This window comes from Clostridium sp. YIM B02506 (genome assembly GCF_022324845.1).
Lineage (GTDB): Bacteria > Bacillota > Clostridia > Clostridiales > Clostridiaceae > Clostridium_T > Clostridium_T intestinale.
The window spans coordinates 1-12,117 of the sequence record NZ_JAKGTG010000055.1 but is presented as its reverse complement, the minus strand read 5'-3'; the positions used below and the strand labels follow the sequence as shown (position 1 = coordinate 12,117).

Below are 12,117 nucleotides of genomic sequence, written 5' to 3'. Positions count from 1 at the left end.
ATAAAAAAAAGCAGGGCATGTATTTCTACATACTCTACTCTTTGAGTGTATCATCTTAACTTAATGACATTGATTATATTGAGTATTCTCTTTTTTTATGAAATTGATTAAGCAAAAATTCTATGCAAAACCAATACATTGCAAATAAATATTTAGTTAAATAAATAAAAATATTTACTAAATCAAATATGAATGCTATAATTGGAAATATAATAGATAAGCTAAATAAGTAAAGCATTTAAAAGATTCTATTTTGAAACTAAATATTTAGGAGGATTGAGAATGGATCAAACAGTAAAAGATCTAAAAATTAAAGCTAATCAAGTAAGAAGAGGAGTCCTAGATGTGGTTTATGCTTCTAAAGCAGGACATGTTGGAGGCTCAATGTCAAGTATTGATATTCTAACTACACTTTACTACAATATACTAAATATTAGTCCTAAAAAATTTAGTGATTCTAATAGAGATAGATTTGTTTTGAGTAAAGGACATATTGCAGAATCTCTATATTATATTTTGGCTGACAAAGGTTTCTTTGATAAAGAAAAGCTAAAAACTTATAGTCAATATGGATCAACATTAATAGGTCATCCAAACAATAAAAATAATGGAGTTGAAGTAAACACTGGATCTTTAGGTCACGGATTGCCTATATCTGTCGGCATGGCTTTAGCTGGAAAACGTGATAATAAAAGCTATCGAGTTTTTACATTAATGGGAGATGGCGAACAAGCAGAAGGCTCTGTATGGGAAGGTGCCATGGCAGCTGCTAATTATAAACTAGACAACTTAGTTGGAATAGTAGATAGAAATGGACTTCAAATATCTGGCACAACAGAAGAAGTAATGGCTTTAGATAATCTAAAAGATAAATGGACAAGTTTTGGGTGGGAAGTTGTAGAGGTAGATGGAAACAATATAGAAGAATTATTAAAGGCTTTTAATAACATACCTTTAAAGAAAGACAAGCCAACAATGGTTATAGCTAATACTGTTAAAGGAAAAGGAATTTCTTTTATGGAAAACGTAACAAAGTGGCATCATGGAGTATTGTCTGAAGAACAGTATAATCAAGCTATTAAGGAATTAGAAGGAGGAGCTATAAATGAATAAGATTTCTAATCGTCAAGTGATATGTGATACATTGATTGAACTTGCAGAAGAAGATAAAGATATTATGGTTTTAACATGTGACTCTAGAGGTTCAGCATCTATGGGAGGTTTTGCAGAAAAATATCCAGATCAATTTGTTGAAGTGGGTATTGCAGAACAAGACTCTGTTGGAATCGCAGCAGGACTTGCAACATGTAATAAAAAACCTTATATAGCTTCACCAGCATGTTTTTTATCAATGAGAAGCGTAGAGCAGATAAAGGTTGATGTAGCATATTCAAAAACAAATGTAAAGTTAATTGGAATTAGTGGAGGAGTAAGCTATGGAGCTTTAGGTATGACCCATCATTCTCTTCAAGATATTGCAGTTATGAGAGCTATTCCAGACATTGCAGTATTACTCCCAGCGGATAGGTTTGAAACCAAAAAGATGATTGAGGCATTACATGAATATAATAAACCAGCCTATATTCGTATAGGAAGAAATCCAGTAGAAGATATATATGAAAATGATAATTTTGAATTTGAAATTGGCAAAGCTAATTTACTTAATGAAGGAAATGATATCACAATAATTGCTACAGGTGAAACAGTAAAATCAGCATTAGATGCTAGTAAAGAATTGAGTGAAAAAGGCATAAGCTGCAGAGTTCTAAACATGCACACAATAAAACCTTTAGATATAGATGCAATAGTAAAAGCAGCAAATGAAACTAAAGGGATAATAACTATAGAGGAACATAGCGTTTATGGAGGTCTTGGAGCTGCAGTATCAGAAGTGGTTTGTCAGAACTCACCAGCAAAGATGAAAATTATTGCAATTGCAGACGAGGCACCAATAGCAGGAAACTCAAAAGAAGTATTTAATTATTATGGATTAACTTCTGAAAACTTAATAAAAGTTGCAGAAGAAATTCTTAGATAAATGATAAGGAAAATGATATGGGAAAAAAGTTTATATTAACGATAGATCAAAGTACTTCAGCGACTAAAGCATTAATTATAGATTCTACAGGCAATGTAAAATATAAGACGTCCATAAAACATGAACAAATATATCCAGCACAAGGATGGGTTGAACATAACCCCATTGAAATATATGAGAATGTAAAAACTTCAATAAAGGAACTTATCGTAACAAATCAAATAAAAGAAAGTGATTTGTTAGGTTTATCTATTACTAACCAAAGAGAAACTGTGGTTGTTTGGGATAAAGAGAGCGGAAATCCTGTATATAATGCTATTGTATGGCAATGTAGAAGAACCAGTGAAATATGTAATGACCTTAGTAAATATGAGGATTTAGTTACTGATAAAACCGGGCTTAGGTTAGACCCTTATTTCTCTGGAACAAAAATCAAATGGATACTTGACAATGTTAATGGCGCAAGAGAAAAAGCAGAAAAGGGAGAACTACTTCTTGGAACAATTGATAGTTGGCTTATTTGGAAATTGACCAAAGGAAAACATCATGTAACCGATTATACTAATGCTAGTAGAACTCTTCTTTTAAATATAAAGACATTAAAATGGGATAAAGAGCTTTTGGATTTATTTAATATTCCTAAGACTATGCTACCTGAGATTTATCCTTCTGACGAAATATTTGGAGAAACAAACTTAGAAGGTTTTTTTGAAAGTAATTTAAAAATTTGTGGAGTAATAGGTGATTCTCAAGGAGCTTTATTTGGACAACGTTGTTTTGAAAGTGGAATGGCTAAATCAACCTTCGGCACTGGAAATTCAATAATGGTCAACGTAGGAGAAAAATATATTCCATCTAAAAATGGAATAGTAACAACTATAGCTTATGTTAATAAAAAAGGTGTTAACTACGGAATTGAAGGTATCATAAACTCAAGTGGAGACACAATAAACTGGATTCGTGATGACCTTGAATTATTTCAAAACTTCGAAGAATTTAATAAAGCTGTTATTGAAACAGAAGATAATGAAGGGGTTTATTTAGTACCTGCTTTCTTTGGACTTGGAATTCCCCATTGGAATCCAAAAGCAAAAGCTTCTATAGTAGGAATATCAAGAAATATAAATAAAAAGCATATTATGAGAGCTGCTTTAGAAAGTATTGCCTATCAAGTAAAAGATGCTTTAGAGGTTATAGAAAAAGAGGCGGATATTAAAGTGAAAAAACTAAATATAGATGGTGGTGTAAGTGCTAATAAAACTTACAATCAATTTTTAGCAGACTTATTAGATTGTAGTATAGAAAAAAAACTTAATGAAGAACTATCTCCAATAGGGGCTGCTTTATTAGGTGGACTTGGGTTAGGTATGTGGACTAGTATTGATGAAATAAGCAAACTTTCCTACGATTCAGAAGTTTATCAAAGTAAAATGTGCTCTGATATACGAGACAGATTATATAGTGAATGGCAAAATGCAGTTGAAAGCGTTTTATATATGTCAGGTTTAAGTAAAAAATAATTTATTAGGAGGAGTAAAAATGAAGGAGTTTAAAATTAAACTAGGTGTAGCATCAACCAGAAGATCAATATTTAGTAAAGATGATGCTATAAAGTACAAGGATTTAACCTGCAAAAAGTTAGAGGAACTAGGTGTAGAATTTGTAAACATAGATGATATTAACGAAGAAGGTTTACTATTCTCTGAAAAACATGTTGAAATGGTAGTAGAAAAATTTAATAAAGAAAAAGTTGATGGGTTATTTTTTCCACATTGTAACTTTGGATCAGAAGATTTAGTTGCAAAGGTTGCTTCTAAGATGAAGTTACCTGTATTATTATGGGGCCCTAGAGATGACTCTCCTTTAGCAGATGGAACAAGGCTTAGAGATACTCAATGTGGGCTATTTGCAACAGGTAAAATATTAAGGCGTTTTAAAGTTCCATTTACTTATATACCTAATTCTAGCTTAGAAGATGTTGCCTTTGAAAGAGGATTAAAAAACTTTATTGCGGCTACTAATGTGGTTAAAGAACTTGGTAGCCTAAGAATACTTCAAATCTCTACACGCCCATCTTCTTTTTGGACTATGATGTGTAATGAAGGAGAATTATTAGAAAAGTTTGGAGTTCAAATTTACCCACTTTCTATGACTGACTTTGTAAATAAAGTAAAAAAGGTTAAGTTAGAGGAAAAAGAAAAAGTACAAGCAACTATTGAGTATATGAAAGAAGTATTAGAAATTACAGTTTCAGAAGAAATTGTTGAAAATGTTGCAGCTTTAAAAGTTGCATACAGTGAACTAACTACTGAATTTGGTTGTAGTGCAGTTGCAATACAGTGTTGGACCGCTCTTCAAGATGAATTAAAAATAATGCCTTGTATGGCCAACGCTCTATTAACTGATGAAGGAATTCCAGTAGTATGTGAAACAGATATTCATGGAGCAATTACTTCTGTAATAGCACAAGCTGCAACTATGGGAGAAGCGCCTCCTTTTTTTGCTGACTGGACAGTAGCTCATCCAACTAACAAAAATGGTGAGCTTCTTCAACATTGTGGCTGCTTCCCAATATCTTTAACAAAAAAGAATCAAAAAGCTAAGATTGAAATACCATTTGCTCTTGAAAGTGGATGTAGTGGAGCCTCTTTTGCAGAAATTAAAGGTGGCGAGGTATCTCTTTTAAGATTTGATGGAGATAATGGAGAATATTCAATGTTACTTGGAAAAGCTAGAGGGATTGAAGGCCCTTATATTCAAGGAGCATATTTGTGGGTTGAAGTAGATAATTTATCAAAACTTGAGGATAAATTAGTAACTGGTCCATACGTTCATCACTGTACAGGAGTTCATAAGGATGTATTACCTGTAATATATGAAGCTTGCAAGTATATACCTAATTTAACTCCAGACTTTTATGATGATGTAGAAGAAGAAGTAAAAGCCTGGATTCGTGGAGAATAACAACTAGTTTATTTATTGTATTTTTAAAATGATAAATTATGTATAATTATACTAATGCGTAATTTATCATTTTTGCTATATATTATATTAATAAATTGAGGTGAAGTATATGTCACAAATTATTATTGAAAAGAACAGTCGTATATTTAAAAAGGATGGGAAGCACTTTTTTTATTTAGCAGATACTTGTTGGAGTGCATTCACAAATATAACTTTAGACGAATGGGAATATTACTTGAATTTGAGAAAGTATCAAGGTTTTAATGTAATTCAGATAAATATTATGCCACAGTGGGATGCTAGTGGCACGGATTTAGACTTTTATCCATTACCATATAAAAAAGAAAAATATAAAAAGTTCGAGTTTAGTGAATTTAATCAAGCTTATTTTGATAGAGCAAGAACTATGTGTGAAATGGCTAAAACAAAAGGTTTTGACTTAGCTCTTGTTGTTTTATGGTGTAACTATGTACCTGATACATGGGCTAGTAGAATGATTGATGGTAACATTATGCCTTATGAGTTTATAGATAAATATATAAATAAAGTGCACGAAACTTTTTCTGATTTAGAACCAATTTACATGATTAGTGGTGACACTGATTTTGATACAGAAAATACAAAAAAGTATTATCTAAAAGCTTCAAAAGAATTAAGAAAATTAGCTCCGAGCTTACTTCAAACTCTTCATATAAAAGGAAGGCTTGATGTAATTCCTGAAGAGTTTATTGATTTAATTGATTTTTATATGTACCAATCTGGGCACAATGCACAAGATCCAGCTATGCCATATTTACTTGCAGAAAGTTTTTATAAAAAGTACCCAGTTAAACCCATACTCAATTCAGAACCGTGTTATGAACAGATGGGATATAGCAGAAAAATGTATGGAAGATTCTATCAGTATGATGTGAGAAGAGCTGCTTGGATGAGCATACTTTCTGGTGCTTGTTCTGGGGTTACTTATGGAGCACATGGTATTTATAGCTGGCACAAAATAGGTAAGTCTTTTGGCTCTGGTTTAGGTGAAGGATTCGATAGACCTAATCCATGGAATGATGCGTTAAAGTACCCAGGTGCATGGGATTACGGTTATATAAAGTATATTCTAGATTTATATGGAATAGATGAGTTAATTCCAATGAATAAGCTTATAAATAACATACCAGATATTAGAATGGCTTCTACTAAAACAGAAGATAAGATATTGATATATGTGCCTGTCAATACCAATATAAAATTAGATAAAAATCTATTAGATTATGATGTCAAAATAATTGATCTTGCAGATAAAAATGTTTGTACTCCAAATATAGAGGTTTTTGATGAAAAAACTACAATATACATGCATAATTTTGAAAGAGATTGTTTAATAATTTTAAAAAAATAATAAATATAGACACTTTCCTATATATACCTCAGATATTTTAATAAATAATAAGATAAATATTTAGTAAAAATATTTTAATTCAATCAATAATGGGTTATACTATAGTTATGTAATAAAAAAGATCATAATAATCGGGCTAGTAAGAAGGTAGGAGAGTAAAAATGAAAACTATAATGCAAGATATCGCTAAATTAGCTGGCGTATCGCCAGGTACAGTATCAAATGCACTTAATAATAGAAAAGGAGTAGGAAAAGAAACTAAATCTAAAATTATCAAAATAGCAGAAGAATTAGGTTATTTCCGAAACAATAAAAAAAATGAAGAAAAGATAATAAGACTAATTCTTTTTAAGAAACACGGGTATGTGGTTTCTGATACACAATTTTTCTCAGCACTTATAGAGGCTTGTGAAAATGAATGTAGACAAAATGGATGTGAGTTGTTAATATCTCAAGTTATTAGCGGAGAGCATGATACGGAAAATGTCTTTAAGATTATAAACCAAGGTAAGATAGATGGAATGCTTCTTTTAGCTACAGAAATGAATGAAAAAGATTTTGATTACTTTGAGAATATAGATATTCCTATGGTAGTTTTAGATAGCTATTTTAATACTAAAAGCAATGACTATATTTTAATAAACAACTATAGTGGAGCTTATAGAGCAACTAAATATTTTATTGATAACGGGCATAAAAGAATAGGATTATTAGGAAGCTCAGTTAACATTAATAACTTTGAGCATCGTTATAAGGGGTTTCGAAGAGCAATTAAAGATGCAAGATTAGATTTTGATAAAAAGTATGAAATTTTTATTGAGCCAACTTTAGATGGGGCTTATAAGGATATGAGTAAGTTTCTAGAGTTACATTCTCTTAAGGATCTTCCTACAGCATTATTTGCATTTAATGATATAATTGCATTAGGCGCAATGAAGGCTATGCAAGAAAATGGGATAAGTATACCTAAGGATGTGTCTGTAATTGGTTTTGATGATATACCTTTTTCGTCATTAAGCTATCCTAATATGACTACTATAAAGGTTCATACAGAGGAAATGGGAAGTTTGGCTGTAAGAAGGCTTATAGATAAGATAAATTCAGAAGAAAATGAAGTGCCATTAAAGATAGAAATTGATACAAAGCTTGTAGAAAGAAGCAGTGTTGCGAATATAAATAAGTAAAATTTTAGAGAGAAGATAATTAAATTTTAATTAATTTAATTATCTTCTTACTTTTTTAATTTAGAATTATAAATATTTCAACAAATAAATAACTAAAAATTTATCAGAAATAAACAAAAAATTTACTAAATATATATTGAATTTTATTTGAAAACGATATATAATAAATACATAAGTTAGCAAGATTTTAAATGAGTTATAAAATTCTTTTAATAGCAATTAAATGGCTTAAAGTGCAGGAGTTGATAAATATGTTAAAAAATAAATGATTTTAAATATTATACAATAAGTAAATAAAACTTTTAAAAATCGCAATAAATTATTTAGTTTATCATTTAATGAAATCGTATAAGTTAATATATTTATAAGCTATTAAGTTTTTATCAACTTTTTAAGTTTGCTAAATATTTAAATAAAATAGTCAATATATATTATTTTAAACAGGGGGAATTAGTATGAAGTTTAATGGAGAGGCTGTTCTTGAAAAAGTACAACCAGTAGTAAGTAAATTACAGACAAATAAGTATATGCAAGGTATATCTCAAGGATTTATGATGGCTTTGCCAATTGTAATTATGGGGTCATTTGCTTTGATTCTAAAAATTATTCCAATTCAAGCATATAAAGATTTTATAAATTCGTCTGGAATAGGAGCTATACTTTCTGTACCAATGAAATTTACAACAAGCTTTACTGCTGTAATATATTCATTTTGTATAGCTTACAGATTAGCACAACAATTTAAATCAAAAGAAGGAATTATAGGATTACTAGCATTAGTTTCTCTCTTTATTGTAACTCCTTATGATATGAAAACGGGTCAGATAACAACAGAATGGCTTGGATCACAAGGAATATTTACTGCTATGATAGTAGCGATATTAACTACAAAGATTTATGTTTTTATAGAAGAAAAAGGTTGGAGTATTAAAATGCCTGATAGCGTTCCTCCTTTTATAAGTAATACTTTTTCTAGTTTAATTCCAGCTATTATTATATTAACTATATTTACAGGTATTTCAGCAGTGTTTTCACTAACAGCTTTTGGAAGCATTCATAAATTTATTTTTACATTAATTCAAGCACCACTAACAAAATATATTGGTGGAAATTTAATTTCGGCATTAATTATAGCTTTCTTATGTCAGCTTTGTTGGCTATTTGGTATTCATGGATTAGTAGTATTATCTTTAGTAACTCCTATTTGGCAGTCTATGGATGCCGCTCAACTAGCAGCAGCTCAAGCAGGTGAGGCTCTACCAAATATATTAGGATACCAATTTAATGGACATTATGCTTCTAACTCAGTACTGCCGATAGCTATTTTACTTATGATAATATCAAAAAGCAAACAAAATAAAACTCTTGCTAAAATTGCATTTATACCAGCGTGTTTTTCGATTTCAGAACCATTAGTTTTTGGTTTACCAATAATACTAAATCCTATATATGCACTACCATGGATGCTTTTCCCACTTATTTGTGTTATTCTTCCATATACGGCAACTGCTATAGGGTTGATTCCGCCGATGATGGCTATAACTCTACCTTTTGGAACTCCTATGATAGTATCAGGATTTTTACAAGGTAGTTGGAAAATAGCAGCTATGCAAGTAGTTTTAATTTTAATAGGTTGTGTATTATTCTATCCATTTGTAAAGTATGCAGATAGTCAACTATGCAAACAAGAACAAGGTATTGAAAACTAATTATAATTATTAAAATAATTGAATGGGAGTGTTATAAATGATAAAAATAGTACTAATATGTTCAGGTGGAATGTCAACAGGAATGCTAGTAAAAAAGATGAATGAAGCAGCAAATGAAATGAATATAGAATGTGATATTCATGCATATGGAATAAGTGATGCTGAAAGAGTAGTAGCAGATGCTAATATTGCTTTACTTGGACCTCAAATTGGTTTCAACTTGAAGAAAATAGAAACAATGGCACAAGGCATTCCTGTACAAGTTATTGATCATAGAGATTATGGGATGATGAATGGTAAAGTTGTTTTAGAAAAAGCTTTAAAAGCACTAGGAGAATAAATATGAATGATTTAGAAATGATTATGTTTAATATTATTTCCACAGTAGGCTCAGCTAGAAGTATGTATATAAATGCAGTTCAAGAAGCTAAAAAAGGAAATATAAACGATGCAAAAAAAATGATTAAAGATGGAGAAGAAATATTTGCACAAGGACATAAGGCACATTCAGAATTAATTCAAAAAGATTCTGCTGGTGAATTAAAAGAAATAACATTACTATTAATTCATGCTGAAGACCAGTTAATGAGTGCTGAAGGATTAAATATAGTTGCTAACGAATTAATTGATGTATATGAAAGATTAAATTAAAAATTTTTAAGAACTTTAATATATTCAGCTGAAGTAGTAATGCTTTAGCTGAATTTAATTAATCATAATATTAAATATTTTTTGGTAAGGAGAAGTTAATGATTGAAAAAATTAAATTAATACCAGTAACAGAAAATTCTGTTCCATTTGCACAAGCCGCTAAAAAATGTGATTTTGATAAAATAGGATATATCGAGGAAGAATTTTTCATGTGGGGAACATCAAATATTTATGAAAATGGTGAAGATTATGAGCCAATAACAATATATGAAAATGCGCCATATGTTAATAGATTTATAGTACGTCGTCCAATGGATGTATCAAAATTTAGTGGAAATGTTGTAATTGAAATTTTAAACCCCACTGCTTTAATAGATCTAGATCGTATGTGGGTAAATTCATGGAAATACTTTACTAGAAATGGAGATATCTATATAGGTATAACAAGCAAATCTGACGTATTAAATTCATTATACTCTGTAGATAATGAAAGATATTCCGTGCTATCATGGGAAAATCCTATGCCAGAAAGAGCTGAACCTAAAAATTCTATATTTAAATTTTTCCCTCAATATGAGGCAGGACTATTCTGGGATATGCTTACTGACTTTGCAAAAGCTCTACGAACCAAAAGTGAATTAAATCCAATTTCTCAGTATGGTGATTATAAGTTGTATTTAACTGGCTGGTCCCAATCAGCAGGGTATTTAGTTCGTTATGTAAAGTCTTTTGCATACTTAAAAGAAAACTGCTCAGAATTACCTATGTTTGATGGATATTTGGCAGCTGGTGGAGGTGCTAGTCCTGCTCCCCTTAATTCTTATGAACCTATAAAAGTTTCTTCAAAGGGATATTTTTATTCAGAAGGAGCAGGAGTAATGGGAGCTAGGGAGCCATATATAGCTATAAATACAGAAAGTGAAAATGAAGCAGTTAAGTGGAAAGGTGATAGTGACATACCAGGAAAATTATTTAGAGCCTATGAAGTTCCAGGATCTAGTCATGATAATGTAAACAATACATTAAAGTGGCTTGGAGCTGATGAAAATTATATGATGGGAAAAAGGAGATTATATAGTGGCGTTGAAGGAGATCCTAATGATTATCCTTGCGAATTTGTATTTAATGCTGCATTTAGAAACTTATATTGTTGGGTAAGATATGGAGTTCCTGCTCCTCATGCTGAATCCATAAAAATAGGATATGATGGTAAAAATATTACAGATGTTTTTGGAAATGCTATTGGTGGAATTAGAACACCATTTATAGACTTACCTACAGCAAGTTATCATGGATTTAGTACAAAACCAGATGGTAGTGAAAGAGTTTTTGGTTATAAGAAAAACTTCACCAAAGAAAAATTAAAAGCAATTTATTCTGATTTAGAAAACTATAAAACTCTTGCAGAGAAAAGCACTGATTCGGCAATTGCATCGGGTTTTATTATTCCAGAAGAAAGAGAAGAAGTCATCAAATTAGCAGTTGAAAGAGCTAAATCTGCTGGATTGAGTTAATTTTTTTAATGCATATATGTTAACACCAAGTTAAAAAGGACTTTTGATTTTGAATAACCAAAATCAAAAGTCCTTTAGTTTTTAATCCTCAGAAATTATGTTTAGAATCTTTCGGCAGTGAGGGCACATGTATATAACCACAGATGAAAGTACCCCTTTATAATGTCTATGTATAGTAGATAGTTCCTTTTCACAGTGAGGACATATCGGTAGCTCTTCTGCTTCTTCAAATTGTATTTTTCCCATATCAATAACCTCCTATAATTTGTAAGCTTTTATATTAATTATACTTTAATGAGGTTTATAATTGAATACATTTATTATGAAAAATATGGTATAATTACAAAAGATAGTTTGAAGGAGAGTTATCTATGTTTTTTTTAGCTTTATTAATTGGTCTTATATTCACAAGCCTTTTTGTTGTAAATATGGTTTCTATAATAAAAAAGGTTGCTGATAAAAATGAAAAAACAGCATTGAATACATTTATCTGCTGCCTATCTCTTATGTATCTTTGGTGTAGTTTAGTATTCTTAAGCAGTTTATAAAATAATGATTATTCAAATATCCTTAGTTCTGCTAAGGATATTTTTTATTGTCTAGAAAACCTCCGGCTATGCCGGTGGACAAAAAGGCTTTAGCTCTGAGCAGAAAAAAACTCCTATGA

Annotated in this window: 12 protein-coding genes; 11 read left to right on the top strand and 1 reads right to left on the bottom strand. The window is 30.5% G+C overall.

Annotation, left to right across the window (positions count from 1 at the left end):
• Positions 1-282: 282 nt before the first annotated feature.
• The 10 genes from L1S49_RS22740 (at position 283) to L1S49_RS22695 (ending at position 11,450) form a co-directional block, all read left to right on the top strand.
• Positions 283-1,113: a transketolase gene (locus L1S49_RS22740; protein WP_238907610.1), complete on the top strand. Its 831-nt coding sequence runs from the start codon at positions 283-285 to the stop codon at positions 1,111-1,113.
• The gene (locus L1S49_RS22735; protein ID WP_238907609.1) at positions 1,106-2,038 is read left to right on the top strand and encodes a transketolase family protein; all 933 of its coding nucleotides are present in this window, start codon (positions 1,106-1,108) and stop codon (positions 2,036-2,038) included. Before L1S49_RS22740 ends, L1S49_RS22735 begins: the two co-directional genes overlap by 8 nt.
• 17 nt (positions 2,039-2,055) lie before the next feature.
• Positions 2,056-3,558 carry a glycerol kinase GlpK gene (glpK, locus tag L1S49_RS22730; protein WP_238907607.1) on the top strand — a complete coding sequence of 501 codons (1,503 nt, stop codon included), beginning with the start codon at positions 2,056-2,058 and terminating at the stop codon, positions 3,556-3,558.
• A 19-nt stretch (positions 3,559-3,577) separates the two neighbouring features.
• A complete protein-coding gene (locus tag L1S49_RS22725) occupies positions 3,578-5,002 on the top strand; it encodes an L-fucose/L-arabinose isomerase family protein (RefSeq protein WP_238907606.1) in 1,425 nt (474 codons plus the stop codon).
• A 109-nt stretch (positions 5,003-5,111) separates the two neighbouring features.
• Positions 5,112-6,392 carry a DUF4038 domain-containing protein gene (locus L1S49_RS22720; protein ID WP_238907605.1) on the top strand — a complete coding sequence of 427 codons (1,281 nt, stop codon included), beginning with the start codon at positions 5,112-5,114 and terminating at the stop codon, positions 6,390-6,392.
• A gap of 161 nt (positions 6,393-6,553) precedes the next feature.
• Positions 6,554-7,576, top strand: coding sequence for a LacI family DNA-binding transcriptional regulator (locus tag L1S49_RS22715; protein ID WP_238907604.1), 1,023 nt, complete (start codon positions 6,554-6,556; stop codon positions 7,574-7,576).
• A gap of 455 nt (positions 7,577-8,031) precedes the next feature.
• Positions 8,032-9,285, top strand: a complete 1,254-nt coding sequence (locus L1S49_RS22710; RefSeq protein WP_238907603.1) for a PTS transporter subunit EIIC — start codon at positions 8,032-8,034, stop codon at positions 9,283-9,285.
• A gap of 37 nt (positions 9,286-9,322) precedes the next feature.
• Positions 9,323-9,625 (top strand): PTS sugar transporter subunit IIB, encoded by a 303-nt coding sequence (locus L1S49_RS22705; protein WP_238907601.1) that lies wholly within the window; start codon positions 9,323-9,325, stop codon positions 9,623-9,625.
• Positions 9,626-9,627: 2 nt separating this feature from the next.
• A complete protein-coding gene (locus tag L1S49_RS22700) occupies positions 9,628-9,936 on the top strand; it encodes a PTS lactose/cellobiose transporter subunit IIA (RefSeq protein WP_238907599.1) in 309 nt (102 codons plus the stop codon).
• Positions 9,937-10,034: 98 nt separating this feature from the next.
• Positions 10,035-11,450: an alpha/beta hydrolase domain-containing protein gene (locus L1S49_RS22695; RefSeq protein ID WP_238907596.1), complete on the top strand. Its 1,416-nt coding sequence runs from the start codon at positions 10,035-10,037 to the stop codon at positions 11,448-11,450.
• Positions 11,451-11,531: 81 nt separating this feature from the next.
• Here the strand turns inward: L1S49_RS22695 and L1S49_RS22690 are convergent, their stop codons facing one another.
• Positions 11,532-11,696 carry a zf-TFIIB domain-containing protein gene (locus L1S49_RS22690; RefSeq protein ID WP_238907595.1) on the bottom strand — a complete coding sequence of 55 codons (165 nt, stop codon included), beginning with the start codon at positions 11,694-11,696 and terminating at the stop codon, positions 11,532-11,534.
• A gap of 125 nt (positions 11,697-11,821) precedes the next feature.
• On the opposite strand from L1S49_RS22690, the gene L1S49_RS22685 reads away from it, so the two are divergent.
• A complete protein-coding gene (locus L1S49_RS22685) occupies positions 11,822-11,998 on the top strand; it encodes a hypothetical protein (RefSeq protein ID WP_238907593.1) in 177 nt (58 codons plus the stop codon).
• Positions 11,999-12,117 lie beyond the last annotated feature (119 nt).